The organism is Ralstonia pickettii, from assembly GCF_000607165.1.
Lineage (GTDB): Bacteria > Pseudomonadota > Gammaproteobacteria > Burkholderiales > Burkholderiaceae > Ralstonia > Ralstonia holmesii.
This window is the reverse complement of sequence record NZ_JFZG01000008.1, coordinates 313814-334358: the sequence shown is the minus strand read 5'-3', so window position 1 is coordinate 334358 and position 20545 is coordinate 313814. Positions and strand designations below refer to the sequence as shown.

The 20545-nt window shown below is 64.9% G+C and carries 24 protein-coding genes; 12 read left to right on the top strand and 12 right to left on the bottom strand.

Features of this window, described 5'->3' with window-relative positions; translation table 11 throughout:
* Nucleotides 1-177 precede the first annotated feature (177 nt).
* The 4 genes from BG83_RS29840 to BG83_RS27780 form a co-directional block, all read right to left on the bottom strand.
* Nucleotides 178-306, bottom strand: coding sequence for a DUF2795 domain-containing protein (locus BG83_RS29840; protein ID WP_327204825.1), 129 nt, complete (start codon nt 304-306; stop codon nt 178-180).
* The gene (locus tag BG83_RS30090; RefSeq protein WP_327204824.1) at nt 303-566 is read right to left on the bottom strand and encodes a hypothetical protein; all 264 of its coding nucleotides are present in this window, start codon (nt 564-566) and stop codon (nt 303-305) included. The genes BG83_RS29840 and BG83_RS30090 overlap by 4 nt, the downstream gene beginning before the upstream one ends.
* Nucleotides 567-1019: 453 nt before the next feature.
* Nucleotides 1020-1889 carry a DNA damage-inducible protein D gene (gene dinD, locus BG83_RS0113015; protein ID WP_024977141.1) on the bottom strand — a complete coding sequence of 290 codons (870 nt, stop codon included), beginning with the start codon at nt 1887-1889 and terminating at the stop codon, nt 1020-1022.
* Nucleotides 1890-2300: 411 nt separating this feature from the next.
* Nucleotides 2301-2774 carry an RrF2 family transcriptional regulator gene (locus BG83_RS27780; protein WP_037031847.1) on the bottom strand — a complete coding sequence of 158 codons (474 nt, stop codon included), beginning with the start codon at nt 2772-2774 and terminating at the stop codon, nt 2301-2303.
* 230 nt (nt 2775-3004) lie between these two features.
* Here BG83_RS27780 and BG83_RS0113005 point away from each other — a divergent pair, with 230 nt between their 5' ends.
* The 5 genes from BG83_RS0113005 (at nt 3005) to BG83_RS0112985 (ending at nt 7973) form a co-directional block, all read left to right on the top strand.
* Nucleotides 3005-4210 carry a globin domain-containing protein gene (locus BG83_RS0113005; protein ID WP_024977140.1) on the top strand — a complete coding sequence of 402 codons (1206 nt, stop codon included), beginning with the start codon at nt 3005-3007 and terminating at the stop codon, nt 4208-4210.
* Nucleotides 4211-4230: 20 nt separating this feature from the next.
* Nucleotides 4231-5445: an NnrS family protein gene (locus BG83_RS0113000; RefSeq protein WP_024977139.1), complete on the top strand. Its 1215-nt coding sequence runs from the start codon at nt 4231-4233 to the stop codon at nt 5443-5445.
* 73 nt (nt 5446-5518) lie between these two features.
* A complete protein-coding gene (locus tag BG83_RS0112995; protein ID WP_024977138.1) occupies nt 5519-6976 on the top strand; it encodes a PLP-dependent aminotransferase family protein in 1458 nt (485 codons plus the stop codon).
* Between the two features lie 79 nt (nt 6977-7055).
* Nucleotides 7056-7493: a carboxymuconolactone decarboxylase family protein gene (locus BG83_RS0112990; protein WP_024977137.1), complete on the top strand. Its 438-nt coding sequence runs from the start codon at nt 7056-7058 to the stop codon at nt 7491-7493.
* 48 nt (nt 7494-7541) lie between these two features.
* The gene (locus tag BG83_RS0112985) at nt 7542-7973 is read left to right on the top strand and encodes a hypothetical protein (protein WP_024977136.1); all 432 of its coding nucleotides are present in this window, start codon (nt 7542-7544) and stop codon (nt 7971-7973) included.
* 4 nt (nt 7974-7977) lie between these two features.
* On the opposite strand, the gene BG83_RS0112980 is transcribed toward BG83_RS0112985, so the two are convergent.
* Nucleotides 7978-9279, bottom strand: a complete 1302-nt coding sequence (locus BG83_RS0112980; RefSeq protein ID WP_024977135.1) for an MFS transporter — start codon at nt 9277-9279, stop codon at nt 7978-7980.
* A 176-nt stretch (nt 9280-9455) separates the two neighbouring features.
* Entirely contained in the window at nt 9456-10340 is an 885-nt protein-coding gene (locus BG83_RS0112975; protein ID WP_024977134.1) for a LysR family transcriptional regulator, read from the bottom strand.
* A gap of 115 nt (nt 10341-10455) precedes the next feature.
* On the opposite strand from BG83_RS0112975, the gene argC reads away from it, so the two are divergent.
* Together argC and BG83_RS0112965 are read left to right on the top strand one after the other, a co-directional pair.
* Complete coding sequence (gene argC, locus BG83_RS0112970) at nt 10456-11388, top strand: N-acetyl-gamma-glutamyl-phosphate reductase (protein ID WP_024977133.1); 933 nt, start codon at nt 10456-10458, stop codon at nt 11386-11388.
* Between the two features lie 166 nt (nt 11389-11554).
* On the top strand, nt 11555-12391 hold the full coding sequence (locus BG83_RS0112965) for a bifunctional allantoicase/(S)-ureidoglycine aminohydrolase (RefSeq protein ID WP_024977132.1): 837 nt from the start codon (nt 11555-11557) through the stop codon (nt 12389-12391).
* A gap of 85 nt (nt 12392-12476) precedes the next feature.
* Here the strand turns inward: BG83_RS0112965 and tam are convergent, their stop codons facing one another.
* The gene (gene tam, locus BG83_RS0112960) at nt 12477-13256 is read right to left on the bottom strand and encodes a trans-aconitate 2-methyltransferase (RefSeq protein WP_024977131.1); all 780 of its coding nucleotides are present in this window, start codon (nt 13254-13256) and stop codon (nt 12477-12479) included.
* 92 nt (nt 13257-13348) lie between these two features.
* Here tam and BG83_RS0112955 point away from each other — a divergent pair, with 92 nt between their 5' ends.
* Entirely contained in the window at nt 13349-14245 is an 897-nt protein-coding gene (locus BG83_RS0112955; protein WP_024977130.1) for a LysR family transcriptional regulator, read from the top strand.
* Between the two features lie 58 nt (nt 14246-14303).
* On the opposite strand, the gene BG83_RS0112950 is transcribed toward BG83_RS0112955, so the two are convergent.
* Complete coding sequence (locus BG83_RS0112950; protein ID WP_024977129.1) at nt 14304-14612, bottom strand: hypothetical protein; 309 nt, start codon at nt 14610-14612, stop codon at nt 14304-14306.
* A gap of 212 nt (nt 14613-14824) precedes the next feature.
* On the bottom strand, nt 14825-15946 hold the full coding sequence (locus tag BG83_RS0112945) for a nickel/cobalt efflux protein RcnA (RefSeq protein WP_024977128.1): 1122 nt from the start codon (nt 15944-15946) through the stop codon (nt 14825-14827).
* A 98-nt stretch (nt 15947-16044) separates the two neighbouring features.
* Here BG83_RS0112945 and BG83_RS0112940 point away from each other — a divergent pair, with 98 nt between their 5' ends.
* Together BG83_RS0112940 and BG83_RS0112935 are read left to right on the top strand one after the other, a co-directional pair.
* Nucleotides 16045-16317 carry a metal/formaldehyde-sensitive transcriptional repressor gene (locus BG83_RS0112940; protein ID WP_024977127.1) on the top strand — a complete coding sequence of 91 codons (273 nt, stop codon included), beginning with the start codon at nt 16045-16047 and terminating at the stop codon, nt 16315-16317.
* A gap of 354 nt (nt 16318-16671) precedes the next feature.
* Nucleotides 16672-17535 (top strand): DMT family transporter, encoded by an 864-nt coding sequence (locus BG83_RS0112935; protein WP_024977126.1) that lies wholly within the window; start codon nt 16672-16674, stop codon nt 17533-17535.
* Between the two features lie 68 nt (nt 17536-17603).
* Here the strand turns inward: BG83_RS0112935 and BG83_RS0112930 are convergent, their stop codons facing one another.
* On the bottom strand, nt 17604-17993 hold the full coding sequence (locus BG83_RS0112930; protein ID WP_024977125.1) for a hypothetical protein: 390 nt from the start codon (nt 17991-17993) through the stop codon (nt 17604-17606).
* Nucleotides 17994-18159: 166 nt separating this feature from the next.
* The gene (locus BG83_RS0112925; RefSeq protein ID WP_024977124.1) at nt 18160-18594 is read right to left on the bottom strand and encodes a universal stress protein; all 435 of its coding nucleotides are present in this window, start codon (nt 18592-18594) and stop codon (nt 18160-18162) included.
* A 188-nt stretch (nt 18595-18782) separates the two neighbouring features.
* On the opposite strand from BG83_RS0112925, the gene BG83_RS0112920 reads away from it, so the two are divergent.
* Nucleotides 18783-19226, top strand: coding sequence for an acyl-CoA thioesterase (locus tag BG83_RS0112920; RefSeq protein ID WP_024977123.1), 444 nt, complete (start codon nt 18783-18785; stop codon nt 19224-19226).
* Nucleotides 19227-19335: 109 nt separating this feature from the next.
* Complete coding sequence (locus BG83_RS0112915; protein WP_009239453.1) at nt 19336-19557, top strand: hypothetical protein; 222 nt, start codon at nt 19336-19338, stop codon at nt 19555-19557.
* A gap of 452 nt (nt 19558-20009) precedes the next feature.
* Here the strand turns inward: BG83_RS0112915 and BG83_RS0112910 are convergent, their stop codons facing one another.
* Complete coding sequence (locus BG83_RS0112910) at nt 20010-20522, bottom strand: hypothetical protein (protein WP_152543698.1); 513 nt, start codon at nt 20520-20522, stop codon at nt 20010-20012.
* Nucleotides 20523-20545: the final 23 nt, after the last annotated feature.

The following is a 20545-nucleotide window of genomic DNA, read 5'->3' as shown; positions in this document are numbered from 1 at the left end:
TTATTTCACGGCGGGTTTTAACTGCTCCGCCATCTGTCGGACTTGCCCGCCGCTGCCTGCGCTATACCAAGCGCCCCGCCACAGCCCAGCGCGCCCCAACAGCCGACGCGGCAACACGGCGCGCGCCAATATGCTGTGTCGATCGGTTCATGAATCGTCCTCCTGCGCGGGTGCGCATCACATTTCGTGGCCGATGGCCTTGGAAACGGCGGCCGGCGTGTCGTACTCGTCGCCGGGCATATCGCGCAGCGTCCTGAGCGTCCTGAGCGTGCTGTCGTCTGCGCCGTTGGCCTGCGCGGCCTTCACCAGCTCCTGCTTCTTCGCCGGTAGGACGCGCCCTTCAGGGCCTTCTGAATGCCGATCGGCGAATGCGTTGCGTGTTCACGCCCGCTGCCGCCCTGTGTGCCGCGCTCGTGCGACTTGGCACCCGCACGTTCAGACGATTTGCCGGCGCTGCCGTGGCTGGCGTGTCCGCCACGCTCGTTGCTGGATGCACTGCTGCGCTGGCTCTGGGACGTCGATTTCGAGTTCGACGCGTGCTTGCTCTTGTCGCGAGTTGGTTTCATGACACCTCCGCTGGTCGGTTGATTAGGCCCTCACCGGAAATGGCGCGGCCAACAACCGTTTTGCAGCAGCGAACATGCCTGCGCGGTGATGCGGTGAGCGCGGAAGAGACACGCTAGGTAGAAGCGGCGCGCGGGCTACGTCAGCCATGGTGGCGTCGTGCGCCTCATGCGCGAACGCCGGCAGCGCCGCTTCGTCGGCAATGCTGCCTGCTGTGATATGGCGAACAACGTGCGGCGGGCATGCGGATCGTTGACTAGAGCCGCCTGCGCTGCCCCTGCAGACCCGTTAGACATTGCGCTCGCAAGATTGCGTGCCAAAACGCAAAACAGGTCTGGTGGCGCGGTTGGGTGCGTCGCCAGCACTTGCCATAGCTCTGGCCAGAGGCGTAGCCAGAGCGCGAGCGAAGTGCCTGGCTGGCCGCGGGAATCAGGCCGTGCCACAGCAGCCGGCATTCAAGTATTTTCCGGCTCAGAGGGCTCGGCGTCACTCTTCAGCTGCCGAAGTTCTTTCTCGATCTGCTTGATGCTCTTGGCTGGCGTAGGCAGTTTCTCGGGCATGGTGCCGCCGATCTCGGCAATGGTCTGGCGCACCTTGGCGCCTACCTCTCGATGCGTCTCATTGGCCTGGCGCTTGCCACGCACGTTGTCGCGCCGCAGCTTGTCTTCCGTCTGCGTGGCGCGGAACAGGTTGGCGGCCAGTTCCGTGCTGCCCATGTGGTCCAGGATCTTCTGGCTCTTCTTCAGGCTTTTCGTCGTGTGGATGTCTTTGGCGCCCAGACCGCCGTAGAGGCCTTTGTAGCCGTGGTCCTGGAAGATGGCGTAGTCCAGCCCGGACTCCACGCCAGCCTTCTTGGCGGCACTCGTGAGCGCTTTGTTGTGCTCGGTCAACTCGCCGCGCAGCATGAGGCGGCGGGCGTCTTCGGATAGCTGGCCTAGACGCCCCTCATCCGCCAGTTCCTGCCGGCGTGTCAGCACGGCAAAGTACGTCTGCCCGTTGGCGATGACCGGCTTGGATGGGTCGCCGTTCTGAACGATGAGGTAGCAGGCGTATCGGGTGAGCCGGTAGTCCGTCACCCGACGGGCGGCACCGGAGCCGAGCTCGACCATTTTGTCGAACTCGACAAAATGGTGGTCGGTGGCCTGGCCGGAGCGCTCGCAGGCCAGCTTGGCCTTTTCAATGACTTGCACAAAGTTGCGCCAAGCTTGGTATTCCAGCACCGGCGCCAAGTCCCGCGCAAACCAGAACTCGGAATCGTCCTCGTTCAGTTGCCGGATACTCTCAAATGTTCGTGCATGTTTGGTGTCGACACGTTTGTCGCTCATTGCCTGCCCCAGATGGCGGGCACCTGGGCTGCGGGCCGACAGCGTGTCGGGCACGGCGCCGCCGCGCGTGTGCGGGCGGCGTGAAGCCTGGGTGCCGATTGTTTGCGGAGCAGACAATCTAGGCGGCGTCAGGCACGGTTGTTGTCAAACGTTGTCAACTTGCGCCGGAGTGGGCGCGGTGCGTCAGAGCAGTCCTGCAAACGGACGGTGCTGCAGCGAGGCAAACAGCGCGTCGAGTTGCGCCAGTGCAGCGCGGTGGGTGGATCTGCACGACTACAGTTTCTCCAGCCCATCAGCCGCCGCTCCGGTGGTGCCCGAAGTTCGAACGGACGACGGACTGGAAGGACGCCAAGGTCAAGGCATTGAAGATGCGCCCGGTAGCCACCGGAAGAGCGTTCCGGTGCGCGCCGATCAGCCCACCTTGCGCTTGGTCGCACGCGGCATCGGTAGCGGCGCCTCTCCCAACGCCCGGCTGACCGCGTTCGGCTTGTCGACCAGATCCTCCAGCGTGTAGCCATTGAGGACCTCAAAGTACGCCCGCAACGCCGCGTGCAGCACGCCCCGCAAGCCGCACACGCGCGTGATGACGCAGTGGTTGTCGTCGCCATGGAAGCACTCGACCATGCGGAAGTCGGGCTCGGTGGCGCGCACTACATCGCCAAGGTTGATTTCGGCCGCTGGGCGGCCGAGCGTGATGCCGCCCGCGCGCCCGCGCACGGTGTGCAGGAAGCCGTCCTGGCCAAGCTGCTGGACGATCTTGATGAGGTGGTTCTTGGGAATGTCGAAGGCATCCGCAATGCGCTGGATCGTGACGAGTTCGTCCGGGTGCACGGCCACGTAGATCAGCGTGCGCAGGGCGTAGTCGGTGTAGTCGGTCAGTCGCATGGCGGGCGTGCGGGTTTGCCGCAGATAAAAACATTCATGAGAGGCACATCTTATCGGGAAGTTGCCTCCAAGGTGCGCCGGTTTGCCGCAGGTCAATTTGTTGCATAACAAATATATGTTTAATAGAATCCAATGCAAGCGGTTGCCTGAGCACCAGGCCATCCAGAACAAAGCGTGACGGCGCCCCCCGTCTTATTTGTTGCATATTTCACGCATATTTGGAGTCCAGCATGCTGTCCGACAAGTCCAAGCCCTATATCGATGCCAGCGTTCCTGTGCTGCGCGAGCACGGCTTGACCATCACCCAGACCTTCTATCGCAACATGTTCGCCAGCCACCCCGAGCTGACCAACGTGTTCAACATGGGCAACCAGGCCAATGGGTCGCAGCAGCAGTCGCTGGCGTCGGCAGTGTTTGCGTACGCCGCCAACCATGGCAACAACGCGGCGCTGGCGCCCGTGGTCAACCGCATCGTGCACAAGCATGCCGCTGTGGGCATCAAGCCGAGCCACTACCCCATCGTCGCGCGCCACCTGCTGGGTGCGATTGCCGAAGTGCTGGGCGATGCCGCCACGCCCGACCTGCTTGCCGCCTGGGACGAGGCCTATTGGCTGCTCGCGGCCGAGCTGATTGCGGCTGAAGCACGCCTGTACCAGCACACCGGCAGCGGCCCCGACCATCGTCAGCCGGTGCGCATTGTCGAGCGCCGTCAGCAGGCCGAAGACGTGGTCTCGCTCACGCTCGAAGCCGTGGGTGATGCGCCGCTGGCCGATTTCCTGCCGGGTCAATACATCTCGGTGCAAGTGGAGCTGGCGCCGGGCGCGCTGCAGCAGCGCCAGTACAGCCTGTCGGATGCGCCGAATGGCCGCACGTGGCGTATTTCGGTCAAGCGCGATGCGGGTGATGCCGATCGCCCGGCGGGCACCGTGTCGAGCTGGCTGCACGCCAATGCGCGCGAGGGCGATGTCCTGCTGGTCAGCCAACCCTACGGCGACTTCGTGCCGCAACTGGCAACCGACAACCCGATCGTGCTGATGTCGGCCGGTGTTGGCATCACACCCATGATCTCGGCGCTCAACACGCTCGCGCAGCAGAACAGCGCGCGCAAGATCGTCTTCAGCCACGCCGGTCGTGCGGCCTCGCATGTCGCCCATGCCGATGATCTGGAGCGTGCCGCACAAGCGCTGCCGGCGTTTGAAGCGCACGTGTTCCTGGAGTCCGGCGAAGACGCGGAGTTCGCACAGCGCCCGGCCCAGCCCGGCCGCATGACGGTCGACACGTTCGTGCGCGACAACGGCACGGAAGCGGACTTCTATCTCTGCGGCCCGCTGCCGTTCATGCAGGCGCAGCGCGCGGCGCTGCTCGCCAGCGGCGTGCCGTCGGAGCGCATCCACCGCGAAGTGTTCGGCCCCGATCTGCTGGACGACATCCTCTGACCTGAACCACGGAAATCACCATGCCCCGCCAAGCCCCGTTGCTCACCATCGGCAAGCCCGACCCGGCAAGCCGCGTGCCTTACACGGGGCGAGCGGTCTTCGCGCTCGGCTTCCGGCCGTTCTACCTGCTCGCAGCCGCGTTTGCCGCGCTGGGCATGGCGTTGTGGGCAGCGTTGCTGCTGGGGGTGCTGCCGTCGGCGCAGGGTCCGGCCACCATGGCGCCGCTGTTCTGGCATGCCCACGAGATGGTGTTCGGCTTTGCGGCAGCGGTGGTGGTGGGTTTCCTCTTCACCGCGGGCAAGAACTGGACGGGCCTGCAGACGCCACAAGGCGCGCAACTCGCTGCGCTGGCTGCGCTGTGGCTGGCGGCGCGTGTGCTGATGTGGACGGGTCCCGTGCCGCTGGCCGTGGCGGCGGATGTGGCGTTCCTGCCGGCGTGCGGCGTGGCGTTCCTTCGCGTCCTGCGGCGCGCAAAAAGCGCACGCAACTACGGCTTGGCGATCGCGTTGCTGGTGCTCGGTGCCATCAACGCCGCGTTCCATGCGGCGCTGGCACTGGAGGCGCCGCTGGCCGCATTGCGCTGCCTCGATGCGGCCGCCGGGCTGGTCTGCCTGTTCGTCACGGTCATTGGCGGGCGCGTCATCCCGATGTTCACGTCCAACGCCGTTCCTGGTGCACACGTGCGCCGCGTGGTGTGGGCCGAGCGCGCCATCGTGCCGGCGACGGCGCTGGCCGTTGTCATGCTGGCGACGCCGCTTCAAGGCATTGTTCCGGCCATCGTGTTTGCGGCGGCGGCAGTCGTGCAGGCCGTCCGCTGGGCCGGCTGGGACACGCGCCGCACGCTGCGCACGCCCATCGTCTCCATCTTGCATGTGGCGTATGCCTTTCTGCCCATCGGCTTTGCCATGTTGGCCGCCGCAGCGCTCGGTTGGGGCGATCGTTCCACCGCGCTGCATGCGCTCACGGCGGGGGCAATCGGAGGTGCCATCATCGCCATGATCACGCGCACCGCGCTGGGCCACACCGGCCGGATGCTGCGCACGGGCCGGGCAGAGAATTTCGCCTACGCAGCCGTCGCGCTGGCTGCAGTCGTGCGCGTGGCGGGGCCCGCCTTCTTGCCGCGCGAAGTGTGGATCGGCGGGGCGAGTGTGCTGTGGGTGGCGGCGTTCGTGGCGTACCTGTGGCGCTACACGCCGTGGCTGATGGCGCCGCGCGCTGACGGCCGGGAAGGCTGAGCTTCACCCCTGCCCTTCCCGCCTCCGGCGGCTTCCGTAGAATGGCGCAGCCCCTTAGCACACTGCGCCCACGATGGATGTCCATTTGACGATCCATGGCCGGCACGACCTTGCCGGCCAGCTCTATCGACAACTCCGCACTGCCATCCTCGATGGCCGGCTCGTGCCGGGTGAGCGTCTGCCCTCCACGCGCGACCTTGCGCTGCAGATTGGTGTGTCGCGCAAGACCACGCTCGACGTATTCGAACGCCTCATCGCCGAGGGCTATCTGCAGCCGCGCGCCGGCTCTGGCACCTTCGTGGCCGAAGCCACCGAAGGGTTGCGCACCCGCACGCCGGCCGCTTCGCCTGCGGCGCAACTTGCGTCGCCCACGCCGGCCGTACGCACCTTCGACACGCCCTGGAACAACATGCCTGCGGTGCTGCCCCTCCCGCGCGCGAACCTCGTCTACGACTTTGTGGGCGGCGTGACGGAGAAGCGCCTGTTCCCGTTCGACGTGTGGCGGCGTTGTGTTGCGCATGCGCTGCGCCAGCAGGCCCGCGGGCGCGGCGGCTATCACGACCCGGCGGGCGACCAGGCGCTGCGCCTGGCCATTTCGCGCTATCTCGCATTCAGCCGCGCGGTGGTGTGTGCGTGGGGCGATATTGTCGTCACGCAGGGCGCGCAGCAGGCCATCGACCTGATCGCCCGTGTGCTCGTGCGCCCCGGCGATACGGTGGCGATCGAAGACCCCGGTTACCCGCCCGCACGCATTGCGCTGCAGGCGCTGGGTGCCAAGGTCGTGCCGGTGCCGGTAGACGCTGACGGCCTGGTCGTCGATGCGCTGCCGAAGCACGCGAAGCTCGTCTACGTAACGCCGTCGCACCAGTTTCCGTTGGGCATGCCGATGAGCTTGGCGCGCCGAGCGCAACTGCTCGATTGGGCGCAGCGCCATGACGCGCTGGTCATCGAAGACGATTACGACAGTGAATTCCGCTTCGACGGCCGCCCCATGGAATCGCTCAAGAGTCTGGACGCCGCCGGTTGCGTGGCTTACGTGGGCACGTTCTCCAAAACGATCTTTCCGGAGCTGCGCATCGGCTACGTGGTGCCACCCGCTTCGTTGGTGGCGCCGCTGCGGCACGCCAAGCAGGTGGCCGACTGGCACAGTGAATCGCTCATGCAGGCGGCGCTGGCCAAGTTCATGCTCGACGGCGATTTCGGCAAGTACCTGCGCCGCATGCACAAGGAGTACGCGGCACGCCGCAATGCGCTGCTGCAGCATCTGCGTGGCCCGCTGGCACCGTGGCTGGCGCCCGTGCCGTCGGCGGCGGGCATTCACATGGCAGCGCAGTTGCAAACGCCGTTGGCGGAGGCCGAGCTGGTCAAGTTGGCGGAGAGCGTGGGCGTCGGGCTATACGGCACAGCCAGGATGCATGTGGCGCGGCCGCCGCAGCCCGGGTTGCTGATCGGCTACGGCCATGTGAACGTTGCGGAGATCGACGCGGGCCTCGGCAAGCTGGCGGAAGTGCTGGCCACATTGGCTACCTGATATTCGCTGGGATTGGCAATTTCAAGGTGCCACTGCGGCGCCTAGACTGGCTCCAGTTCTCAAGCACAGGAGCCATCTCATGGAACCCCGCCTCGACTTCTATCAAAGCAATCCCGCCGCTATCCAGGCGGTCATGGGCCTCGAAAAAGCGCTGACCAAAAGCACGCTGGAAAAACCGCTGACTGAACTCGTGCGTCTGCGCGCCTCGCAAATCAACGGCTGCGCCTATTGCGTCGACCTGCACACCGCCGATGCCCGCAAGGGCGGTGAAGACAACCGCCGCCTGGCTACCGTGTCCGTCTGGCATGAAACGCCGTTCTTTACCGACCGCGAGCGCGCCGCGCTGGCGTGGACGGAAGCCGTCACCCTCGTCGCACAAACGCGCGTGCCGGATGACGTCTGGCAGTCCGTGCGGGCGCAGTTCTCCGATGCCGAGCTGGTCGATCTCACGCTGCTGGTCAGCACCATCAACACGTGGAACCGCCTGGCCATCAGCTTTCGCAAGCTGCCCGCCTGAGCGCCGCATATACTGCCTCGCACGGCGCGCACCGCCCACGGAGGCCACATGCTGCACAACGTCCGCACCCTAAGCGTGAATGTCGAGCGTCACTTCGATGATGTGGCCACGTTCCTGGCCGAGCCGCTGAACTTCCCGATCTGGGCGACAGGCCTGTCGGAAGGGCTTGCGCCCGGCACACAGGGTTCGGGCGCGGCACCCGACGAGTGGATTGCCAAGGCCGCACCCAACAGCGACGAAGGCAGCGTGTTCATCCGCTTCAGCCCGCCCAATGAATTTGGCATTGCCGATCACTGGGTCCGCCTGCCGGACGGATCGATCGTCTACGTGCCGCTGCGCGTGGTGCGCAACGGCGCGGGCACTACCGTCTCGCTCACGCTGTTTCAGCAACCGAACATGGACGACGCACAATTCAACGCCGATGCCGAATGGGTGCAGCGTGACCTGGTGAAGCTGAAGATGGTGCTGGAAGCCGAATAACTCCTCAGGCCTTTTCGGCTCGCGGCGCTTGCGGCGCCGTTTGCGGACCGGACGCTCCGGCGGATGCCGGAGAGGCACCCAGCGACGGGTCGCCGTGCGTATCGGATCCCTTCACCTGGCTCACCCAGAACACGCAGAACAACCCCGCCACCACGGCCAGCCAGCCGTTGAGGCCATAGCCTTCGATGCGTCCACCCGCGCCACTGGACAGCAGAAGCCCGCCCAGCCACGCACCTACGCCGGTACCCACCGACATCACAGCGCTGTTGGCCGACAGAAACGCACCGCGCACCTGCGGGGCGGGCACCGTCGTCATCAGCGCTTGCATCGGCACCATACGGCTGGAGAGGATCACCATGAAGAACGGGAAGAACAGCAGCATGCCGATGAAGGGCCAGTCGGGCAGATGCGTCATCACCAGCACCGGGATGAACGCCAGCAGTGCGGCGCCCACGAACACGCGGCGGCGGCCGTAACGGTCGGCCAGCTTGCCCACGGCGCGCGAGCTGAAGAACGACGCCGCGCCGCCGGCCACATACAGCCATGACAGGTTTTCTGGCGACACCCCGTGGTTGGCCACCAGCACCGGCGAGATGAACGGAATCACCATCATGTGCGAGCCCATCATCACGAAAGTCAGCACAAAGGCGCGCAGGTGGCGCGGGTTGGTGAGCAATTGCCACAGGCCGGAAAGGATCTCGCCCAGCGTCTGGCTGCGCTTGCCTGCCAGATGTTCGGCCAGCGGCGGAATGGTCTGCCGTGCGCCCAGCCAGATCAGCACCGTGAGCGCTGTCAGCAGGAAGAACGGCGCCGACCAGCCGAAGTGCGCGCCAATGGCAATGCCCACGGGCACGCCCGCCATGGCCGCCAGCGCAAACGACGACATCACCACACCAGTGGCGGCGCCGCGCCGTGCGGGTGGCACCACGTCTGACAGCACGGCCATGATGATCGACCCGAGCACGCCGCCCGTGACGCCCGCAAAGGCGCGGGCAAACAGCAGCATGCCGTAGCTGCCCGACAGCGCGCAGGCCAGGTTGGCCAGCGTGAAGAGGCCGTAGACGGTCAGCAGCAGGCGGCGCCGGTCAAAGCGGTCGACATAGGTGGCGGCCAGCAGGCCGGAAGCACCCGAGCACAGCGAATACACCGACACCGCCGTGGCGAACGCCGCCGGACCGATGCCAAACGTATGCATGATCTGCGGACCAAGCGGCATCATCACCATGAAATCCATGATGACGGTGAACTGCGTGAGCGCGAGCAGCCAGAGCAACCGGCGCTCGCGCGAAGAATCAAGTAAGGGCATGAGGGCGAGCGAAGAAAGGGAGGCGGCGGCGCGCGCAGGCTGGAGCCGGAATCGGCCGGCAGGCACGCCGCGTTGTGTCAGAAAACATATCTTACGATAGTTGTCGCGACACAAGAAGTCAAACTTTATTCAAGCGGGATTCTGCGCCTCGTCACGATTTCGAGGCGTGCAATGCGCTATTTCGCCCGGAGCATCCAAAGCACGTCGAGCACGTGCTGTGTCGATCGCTCTACATGACCGGCCCGGTGGGCGATACCAAGCTCTCGCCACAAGGCGGGCCGCAGCGGGCGCATGGTGATGCGCGTATCCGATGGCGCGTCCGATGCCTCATGCGGCAGCAGCGTTGCACCATAACCGGCCGCGACCAGGCTCTTGATGGCGTCGTTGTAGTTGAGCTGGATGCGCGGTACGGGATGATGGCCGCCCGCCGCGAACCATTCGGTCGTCTGGCGCGAGAGTCGTGTGGTGGCGTCGTTCAGGATCAGCGGTTGTGCAGACAGCCACGCGGGCGTGATGCGCGCCGGGCTCGTCCAGTGCGCCGGCAGGAACGCCATGACTGGGTCGCGCCGCCACGGTTTGATGGCGAGGCCGGCCACCTGCGATTGCGGCAGCGCCACCAGGCCAATATCCAAGGCCCCATCGGCGAGCCCCACCAGCGTTTCCTGTGAGGTGAGCACCGCCACCTGCACGTCGATGGCGGGGTGGTCTTGCCGCAGCACGTCCAACGCCTGTGGCAGCAGATGTGCGATCGCCCCGGTGGAAGCGCCCAGCCGCACGCGCCCGCTCAGGCCCTGCACTTGCCGTTGGATATCGTCCAGCGCCTGTTCGGCATCGGCGAGCAGCTTGCGGGCGCGGTCCACCATCACCTCGCCAATGGCGGTGGGCTGCACCTGCCCGCGCTTGCGTGAGAGAAGTTGCGCGCCCACGCGGTCTTCCAGCTCGGCGATGTGCAGGCTGACCGTGGGCGCCGCGAGATGCAGGGCCCGAGCCGCGTCGGCAAACGAGCCGCGGCCGGCCACTTCCACGAGGGTGCGCAGGCGGTCCAGACTGATTTCTCGCATGATTCAGAAAAGCTGAATGTGATGGTTGGGAAATTCAACTTTTCATATTCTAGGTGCCGCTCGAAGATGGGGGTTCGCATTTGCCACTACTCTCTTTCCACTGGAGCGCCCCGTCATGTCCACTCCCCTCGTCTTCATTGATGGCGACCAAGGCACCACCGGCCTGCAGATTCACGAGCGGCTGCGCGGCCGTGTGGAGCGGCAAGACCTGAAACTGCTGACGCTACCCGCCGCCGCGCGCAAAGATGCGCAACGCCGCGCCGAGGCCATCAACGCCTGCGATATCGCCATCCTGTGCCTGCCCGATGCGGCTGCGCGCGAGGCGGTGGCGGCCATCGTCAACCCGGGCGTGCGTGTGATCGACGCCAGCTCCGCGCATCGCACCACGCCGGGCTGGGTGTATGGCTTTCCGGAGATGAACGAAGCGCAAGCCGATCGCGTTGCCGCAGCGTCGCACGTGACCAACCCGGGCTGCTATCCGACCGGCGCGATTGGGCTGCTGCGCCCGCTCGTGCAGGCGGGCCTCGTGCCGGCGGATTACCCGACCAGCATTCATGCCGTGTCCGGCTATTCGGGGGGTGGCCGCGCCGCGGTGGAAACCTACGAGGGGCCGGAAGCAGCGCATGCATTGCCGTTCCAGGTGTATGGGCTGGGCCTGGCACACAAGCACACGCCGGAGATCCAGTTGCATGCGGGGCTCACGCAGCGGCCGATGTTCGTCCCGGCCTACGGCGCATATCGCCAGGGCATCGTGTTGACGGTGCCGTTGGAACTGCGCCTGCTCAACACCGGCGTTGATGCGGCCGCGCTGCACGCGTGTCTGACCGACCACTACGCTGGTGCGCGGCATGTGGAGGTGATGCCGCTGCAGGTGTCTTCGGCCTTGCCGCATCTGGATCCCCAGGCGCTCAACGGCACCAACGACATGCGTCTGGGTGTGTTCGCCAATGGCCACGGTCAGGTCTTGCTCACGGCGGTGTTCGACAACCTCGGCAAAGGCGCCTCAGGCGCGGCGGTCCAGAACTTGGACCTGATGCTGGCGCGCTGATCTGCGCACCGCAGGGGCCAGTGGGTAGTGGCAAATCGAATGGAAGTCATCGCAACATTTAATTGGTCGATTGTGAGTGACTTCGCTATCGTCAACGCCGCCCGTGTACGAACCGCCCGATGCTGTTTGCGCCCGGGGCCGGACCAACCCATTGCCTGAATGCAATATGTCTAAGACCACGTATTACGCGCCGCATGGCGGCCATCCGCCGCAGACGGATCTGCTGACCGATCGCGCGATGTTCACCGAGGCGTACGCGGTGATCCCCAAAGGGGTGATGCGCGACATCGTCACGAGCTGGCTGCCGTTCTGGACCAACACGCGCCTGTGGGTGATCGCCCGCCCGCTCTCGGGCTTTGCCGAGACCTTCTCGCAGTACATCGTTGAAGTGAACCCGGGCGGCGGCAGCGACAAGCCCGAGCAGGACAAGAACGCCGAAGCCGTGCTGTTCGTTGTTGAAGGCCAAGCCGAGCTGACGCTGCAGGGCAAGAAGCACACGCTCACGCCGGGCGGGTACGCGTTCATTCCCCCGGGCGCCGACTGGACGCTGCACAACCTCAGCGATGCCGCGGTGCGCTTCCACTGGATCCGCAAGCACTACCAGGTCGTGGATGGCATTCCCTTGCCGGAAGCCTTCGTCACCAACGAACAGGATGTCGAGCCGATCCCGATGCCGGGCACCAACGGCGCCTGGGTGACGACGCGCTTTGTCGACATGAGCGACATGCGCCACGACATGCACGTGAACATCGTGACGTTCGAGCCGGGCGGCGTGATTCCGTTTGCCGAAACCCATGTGATGGAACACGGCCTGTATGTGCTCGAAGGCAAGGCTGTCTATCGCCTGAACCAGGACTGGGTCGAGGTCGAAGCCGGCGATTTCATGTGGCTGCGCGCGTTCTGCCCGCAAGCCTGCTATTCGGGTGGCCCGGGCCGCTTCCGTTACCTGCTGTACAAGGATGTGAACCGTCACATGAACCTGACCCTGAACCCGGCGCGCTAAGCGTCGCAGCGGTCGGACAAAAAAAGCCCGCGGCAGCATCAGCGGGCTTTTTTCGTGGCTGGCGTTTCTGTTTCTGAAACTCCAGCTACTTGCGCGTGGCCACGATGAACAGGCGCGGAAATGGCAGCAACACCGTGCCGTCGTCGAGGGCCGGATACGCCTGGGCGATCGCGTCTCGATAGCGCGTGAGGAACGCGGGGCGCTCATCCTCGCTCAACGCTGCCAGGAACGGCCGCAACGCGCTGCCCTTGAACCATTCGACCACCGCATCCGCCCCGCCTTGCAGCGGGTGCATGTACGTGGTGCGCCATACGTCGACGCGCGCGCACAGCGGCGACAGCATTGCGTAATAGCGGCGCGCATCGAAGCGCTCCGTGCGCTCCACACCCGTGAGCTTGCCGGCCCACGGCCCCGTAGCGGCCACTTCGCGCATCAGGCGGTGCGCCGGCTCATCGAGGTTGTCCGGCATCTGCACAGCCAGGTGGCCACCGGCCGCCAGCTTGCCGATGAGCTTCGGAAACAGCGTTTCATGCGACGGCAGCCATTGCAGCACCGCATTGGCGAGGATCAGGTCGTACGCGCCGGGCTCATCCCACGCAGCAATGTCGGCGACATCGAAGCGCACGTCGGGCAGGCGCTTGCGTGCGGCTTGGATCATGTCGGGCGAGGCGTCGGTGCCGCGAATGGCTGCGGCGGGCGCACGCGCCATCAGCGCTTCCGTCGAATTGCCCGGACCGCAGCCGATGTCGATGGCGATATGGATGGGCGTAGGCGGCACTGCGGCCAGCAGGTCCCGGACGGGTCGCGTGCGCTCGTCCTCAAATTGCACGTACTGTTTCGCGTACCAATCGTGTGGGGTCGTCACGATGCGCTCCTTCGTTTGCCGATGTGCGGAGTGTCCGGTTTCCTGATCGATCAGTAAAATGAATTCAATTTCCAGATTGATTCACGACGCTGATGAAAATCGATACGCTGGGCGTGCAGGCATTCGTGGCGATTGCGGAGTGCGGCAGCTTTACGCAAGCCGCTGACACGCTGCACGTGACGCAGACTGCGATCACGCAGCGCCTGCGCAAGTTGGAGGCGTTCCTGGGCGTCGCGCTGGTGGAGCGCACCACGCGCCGGACCGAGCTGACGGAAATCGGTGAACGCTTCCTGCCGCAGGCGCGGCGTCTGCTCAACGAGCTGTCCGATGCGCTCACGGAGATTCGCGAGACCGGCCTGAGCCAGCGCGGCGACATCACGATCGCGTGCGTGCCGACGGTGGGTGTGCAATATCTGCCGCGCATCTTGCGCGCGTTCTCCGAGCACCGCCCGCACGATCGCGTGAAGATTCTCGACCATGCATCGGCGTCTGTGCTGCAAGCGGTGCTGCGGCGTGAGGCCGAGTTCGGCATCAGCATTGCGGGCGACCAGCATCCGGAGTTGGTGAGCGTGCCGCTGACGAGCGATCCGTATGTCCTTGTCTGCCGCGACGATCATCCGTTGGCCAAGCGCCGCCGCATCCGATGGCAAGCCTTGCAGCCCCACCCGCTCATCTTTGCCGGCGAGGTCAGCGGCAACCGCAGCCTGCTCGATGGCGCGCTCAAGGCGAGCGGCGTCACGCTGCATTCGTTCTACGAAGTGCAGCGCAGTTCAACAGCACTCGGCTTGGTGGCGGAAGGGTTGGGCGCGGCGGTGGTGCCGCGGCTCGCCATTCAGAAGAATGCGTATCCGATGATCCGCACGGTGGAACTGGTCGAGCCGGAGGTGTCGCGCACGCTGGTGCTCGTCACGCGCAAGGCGGCGCAGTTGTCGCCTGCGGCGCGTGCGCTGTACGACCGGATCGTCGAGGGGGCAACGCCGTCGACGTGATGCCGGCGCAGAGGGGGCCGTGTCTCTTAGGGGCCCCTCTCATGCCATACGCAGCCAATCACGCGCTTGCGCCGTCCGTGCCGCCGGGGTAGCGCGTATCGCCGCGCCATGTGAGCGCATCATGTGCGCTGGCTTGCCGATCCGCGCCTTGCGCATACGGATCGAAGCGATCGTACTTCCACGACAGATAGCCGTAGGTATCAGCCTGACGGTCTGCACCTTGCGTGAACGGGTCCGTCTTGTCGACGGCGCCTTGCGTGTATGGATCGTACTTGGCCTGCGCGGCCGAAGCCGGTTGCGCGATGAACAGTGCGGCAGAAGCGGAAAGCGTGGCAAGCAAGGCCAGGGTAATGCGGCGGGTATGCATGGTGAACTCCTCGAGCGGTGAACGTGCCGCCGGAGGCGGCATCCCATCGGATCGCTGGCGGAGCGTGGCCGCCCGGATCCCACAGGTTGGTCGCGGTGCGCATGCAAACCTGACACTGCATCGACGAAAAACATGCCGCACCAACCTGTACCTGCAGATACGCAGGCCGCGCGGCAGTGGATGCAGCCTTGCAGAAAAAAACGTGGACGTTGCTACGGCAGTTGCATCAGCCCGTGCACGCCCTGCCAGCCCACGTACAGCCCCACCAGGGCAATCAGCGCGCCCGAGAGGTACGGCGCCTTGCGCGCAAACTCACCAAAGCCACCCCAGCGGCGGGAGACGTGTTTCACGCTCAGCGCCGCCAGCGCGCCAGACGCCACCAGCGTGAGCGCCAGCCCGATGCTGAAGCACAGCACCAGCGCTGCGCCCAAGGTGATCTTCTTGAGTTGCAGGCACAACAGCAGCACGGTGATCGACGCCGGGCACGGAATCAGCCCGCCGGTGAGCCCGAACACGATGATCTGGCCCGTGGTCACTTCACGGTTGGCAAAGCGGTGGCGGATGTCGTTGGCGTGCGCGCGTTCGTGGGCGTCCTGGTATTCGGCAGAGGACACATCGAGCCCGCCATGGTCGTGGTCGTGCTCGGTGAACGTGACGTCATAGTCATGCCGATGGTGTTCGTGCCCAAGCGACAGGCGCGCCACAAAGGCGTGCGGCTCGGGAATGGATTGCTCCGATTCCAGAAAGCCATCGCGCTGGACGAAGCGGAAGGTTTGCAGGCTGCCGTCGGGCCGCTCGGTCACAACCTGCACCTGCTCGGCCGACCAAGCGGTGCCACGCGTGCCCTCGCGCGTCAGCCGGAAGCGCGGCGGAACGCCGTCTTCAAAGATCGCCAACTGCACGACGCCATGGCCGGTGTCGATGCGCTGAACCTCGTCATGGCCGTGATCGTGATCATGGTGATGATGGTCGTGGTCGTGGTCGTGCGCCGCGTGGGTACTGCGCCAGGTGCGCCACATCATCCACGCTGCCACGGCCACGATCAGCACGGCAGACACCACCTGAAAATACGGTTCGGTGGTTTCGGCGTTCCAGTTGCGGCCGAAGTACAGGCCTGCCATGGCTACTGCCCACACCACCGCCGTGTGCGACACCGTGGCCGACAGCCCCAGCAACACCGCCTGCGTGAGCGTGCCGCGGATCGCAACAATGAACGCCGCCATCATCGTCTTGGAATGCCCAGGCTCCAGGCCATGAAGCGCACCCAGCAGGATCGCACTGGGAACGAACAGCCAGGCGTTGCCTTGCTGTAGCAGGGTGGTGAAGGCGGTCATGGATGGCAGTCAATAAATTCGGGTAGGCGAAATATACTCCCCCCTAGTATAGTGATGCTACCCTCCCGCATCATTTACACCACCTCGATACCTGATCCATGGCCCATACCATCCGCGATAAAGCCAAGCTGCTGGCGCGCGTGCGGCGTATCCAGGGGCAAGCCGCAGCGTTGGAAAAACAACTCGCTGAAGAGGGCGATTGCACGGCCATCCTGCAGCAGATTGCGGCCATTCGCGGCGCGGTCAACGGGCTGATGGCGGCGGTCATCGAGGGCCACCTGACGGATCACGTCGTGAAGGAACCCGCCGAGGCGCAGCGCCAGGAAGATCTCGACACGGTGATGCAAGTGATCAAGTCGTACCTGAAGTAGCGCCAACCTTGCGCTATGCGCGCGACCCCGATAGGCTGCTCCAACGCCATCGGCCAATTCTGATTCTTCGATTCTCCGAATCTTCGTCTTCATGTCCCGACTTCGCGCCACCCTCCTCGCCGCCGGCCCTCGCGCCCGCGTGGATGACGTGTGCGTGCGGCCCGGCCCCTTCCCTCCTCCTGTCGTCTGTTCGGGCTACGACGTCGGCGCGCCGCCGCCGCCACATCTGCCCGCACTCGGCTGACGTCCAGCCGCTTCGTTTCCGGTTGACCTGAACCAGGCTCGGGCACACGCCCGAGGCAGGCGCTCGCCTGCGCGTCGGAACCCGACATCCTTTTTCGACAGGTGAGTGGTATGCGTTCCATGCAAGCCGCGCTGGTAGGGTCCGGCGCGACGGTTCTATTCGTGCTGCTGTGGAGCAGCGGCGCAATCTTTGCGGAGATCGGGGTGCAGCACGTCTCGGCGTTCGCGTTTCTGGTCGGGCGCTTTGCGCTCGCGTCTTTGGTGCTGGCGGGGCTCAGGTTCCGGCGGGGGCAATGGTGGCCGGCACGGGGATCACGCCTGAAGGTGGCCGCCACCGGTGCGTTGCTCACCGGCGGCTATTCGATCTGCTATCTGCTCGCGCTGGACCGCGGCCTCACGCCCGGGCTGCTGGCAACGGTGCTTGGCGTGCAGCCGCTGCTCACGCTGCTGGTGACCGAGCGCACGTGGTCTGCGCGGCGGATGGCCGGGCTCGTGCTGGCACTGGGCGGCCTATCGCTCGTGGTGGGCGGAGCCGATACGCACCAGGTGCCGATGGTCGGTCTCGGCTATGCGCTGGCCGCCCTCCTTGGCATGACGGTGGGCGCCATCTGCCAGAAGCGGCTGAACCAGTCGCCCATCGATACGCTGCCGCTGCAGAACGCGGTGAGCCTCGTTCTGTGTGCGGGGTTTGCATTGGCGCTGCCCGAGCAAACACCGACTTTCACGCTCAGCCTGCCCGGCATCGCCGCCTTGCTGTGGATGGGCGTGGTGATGTCGGTGGGGGCGCAGTTGCTCTTCTACCGGCTCATGCAGCGCGGCAACCTCGTCAACGTGACGAGCCTGTTCTACCTTGTGCCGGTGGTCACGGCGCTACTGGATGATTTGGTGCTGGGGCATCGCCTTGCGCCGGTTGCAATAGCGGGCATGGCGATGATTCTGCTGGGGTTGGCGGTGGTGTTTCCGGCGGCCCGCTGATTGAAGCCGGGGGCGAGCCATCCGGTCTTGGTGGCTCGCTCAACCATAGCCGCCCGGTGGCCGATGCCTTACTGCGCCAGCGGCCGCAACTTCCATTCCCCGCTTGGCTGCTTGCACAGCCATGCCGTCCACTGTTCCTTGCTGCTGCCGCGTGCCAGCTCGCTCTGCAGGCGGCGGCACGATTGCCCTGCGTCTGTCTTGGATTCCAGCGGCGTGATGGTCGCGTCGATGGCGGGTTGCTTGCCTCTGGCCGGCGCGGTCCATTGCGCGGGCGTGTTGTCGGCGGTGCTCTTCAGCACATCGCCGATGGCCTTGGTGAACGACTTCAGCTCCGTCGGGCTCATCGAGCCGATGATGGTGCTGGCCAGCACGTTACGGAAATAGGCGAACGAAGGCGTGGCAGCAGCAAACAGCGCGGCGCCCGCGAAGGCGAGCGCAAGACGGCGGCGATGCAACATGGGGTCCCCCAGGATGTGACGAAAAGGTGCCTTCATCCTAAACCATGCCGCATCGGCCTGCGGTGCCAATGCGCGCTCAGCCGCGCCCATCGTCGGCAGCAACGGACCGCCGCTGGGGTAGCGCAGCGCGCAGCGGAGTTGAGCTGCTCCGCGCTTCCCGCCCCCTTCAAGCCTTGGGCGCCTTCACCAGCACCACCGGGCATTCGGCATGGGCCAGCACCCGGCCTGCCACCGAGCCCATCAGGGCTTCGACGAACACGCCGCGCCCATGTGAGCCCATGACGATGGCCGCGGCCCCCGCGCTTTGCGCGTGATGCACGATGCGGTCGGGCGGAAAACCCACCAGTGCATGCTGCTCGAATGGCACGCCAGCCGCACCCAGGACCGCGCAGACCGATGCCATGGCGCCGGTGCTTTCCTCCGCGTACCAAGCGTCGACCTCTGCCTTGCCGACGAGCGACTTGATATCGCCAGAAAGGTCCGGCATGCAGTGCACGACGTGCACCGTCACATCGCTGCCGAAGAGGGTCTTGTCGGCAATGCAGCGCGCTGCCGCATCGGAATAGGCCGATCCGTCCGTCGCCAGTACCAGGGTTTTCATGTGGCCTCCTTGCCATGTCCGCGGCCGCGCCCGTGCGCGGTCGGTGTCTGCTTCCAACTTAAGCGCTGCTGAAAGCAACGCGTTGATACGAGTCAACGGAAGCGCTGTGGTGCAGTCACGCTGTCAGCGTTTGCACAGGAAGGCAGGCAGAATGCGCAGGTTGCCCCAGACTTCGCGCCCCCCCCTACATGACGACCACGCCATCCCTTTCCGATTACCCGCTGCATTCGACCGACAAGCTCCGCTACGGCGACACCGACCGCCAGGGCCACGTCAACAATGCCGTCTTCGCCACGTACCTGGAGACGGGTCGCGTTGAGATGCTCTTCTCGCCCGACAACCCGCTGGCCGCGCCCGGCTGCGAGTTCGTCATCGCGCAGCTCGTGCTCGATTTCCGTAGTGAAATTCTCTGGCCCGGCTCCGTGCAGATCGGCACGCGCGTGGCAAGCGTCGGCCGCAGCTCGGTCAAGCTGGAACAGGCCATCTTTCAGAATGGCCGCTGCGCCGCCACCTCGCAATCGGTGATTGTGCAGATCGACGTTGCCACGCGCCAATCGAGCCCGATTACCGATAGCGCCCGTCAGCGCCTTGCCGCGCTCACCGCTACCCCTGCCGGCGCAGAAGCGGAGTGACGCGCGCTGTACGCAAACGAACGCCCGCCGAAAATTTTTAACTTTGCTTGCACTTCCGCCGCTTGCCGGTGGGAAGATGGCTCTCCCGTTCAATCACGCGGAGGTGACCATGGGACTGTTGGATGAAGTGGGCAAGATCGCCGGCGCCGTCGCCGCCGTTGAAGCCGCCGAGAAAGTCGATCCGGATGCCGGCCTGCTGACCAAGGCGGTTGCCGCCGTCGCCGGTTTCAAGGGTGCGGGCGCGCTGGAAGAGATGATCGAAAAGAAGGATGAAGCCAAGGCCGAAGGCGCCGAGGCAGCTCCGGAAGATGGGGCCGCGCCGCAAGCCTGATTTGCTTGCAGGCTCAAAAGGATTTGGGGGACCCCGCCGGTTGGCGGGGTTTTTGTTTTATCGAACCGATGAGTCCGCTGCAGCCTTATGGTTCAACCCAATTGTCTGGAGCGCATATCTTCAGGGTTGGAGCGCATATCCAGCCACGAAGAACACGCCTGTCGCAATGACCAGCCCCAATAGTCGGAGCCATACTCGCAGCGCACTGGTGCCGGGACGGGCGCTAATCCAACCCGTTATGGCAAATAGCAGCGTGGGGCCAAGCAAGTATCCAAGCAGGGGAACAATCGCCCACCACGGCAGCCAGCAAGGGCCAATTTCATAGCAACCTCTTCCTGCGCGAGGTACAAGTTTGAAAGGCAGCCTGTATGACATCTGGCTGCTGACCTTTAGCGCCATCCACGTTGTGAGCAGTCCAACGGCAAGAAACAGCAACGCGAAACCAACGCGCCTCACTTTAAGCCTTCCTCACTTTGGTCATAGCGCAAGCGAGGATCACGAACGAAGGCGAATTTTTTGAGCATCACAGCACGATCCACCCAGCCATACCCCGATCTGCAGTGGATTTGGGTTCGTCCGACCGTTGGTCCTCCGGCTGTACAGCGTTCCCATTGCTTAATGAGAATCGACTGCTCCCGATTCGCAGGGGCATGGAACGCATATGCCTGCACATCTTCTTTGGCGACGACAGTTAGGTAGAAATCCGACTCCGGTTGTATCTCACGGATGCTGTAGAGGTATGCGTTCTCTTCTCGCAACTGATAGATGTAAGCGCTCATCGCCACCACGAGAGTGATGATGAGTTCAGCGCCAAGGACGAAGGTCCAGATGGCAGTACGGCTTCGCTTGAGTCGCAACGTAAGGCAAGTCGCGCACAGCAAGATGGCACCCACTAACGCACAGGAAAGTAGCAACCCTAGCCGCCTTGCGGCGCAGTCCTCTCCGCACACGGGAATGAAGTGCATGAAGGGCAGCGATAAGACGATGC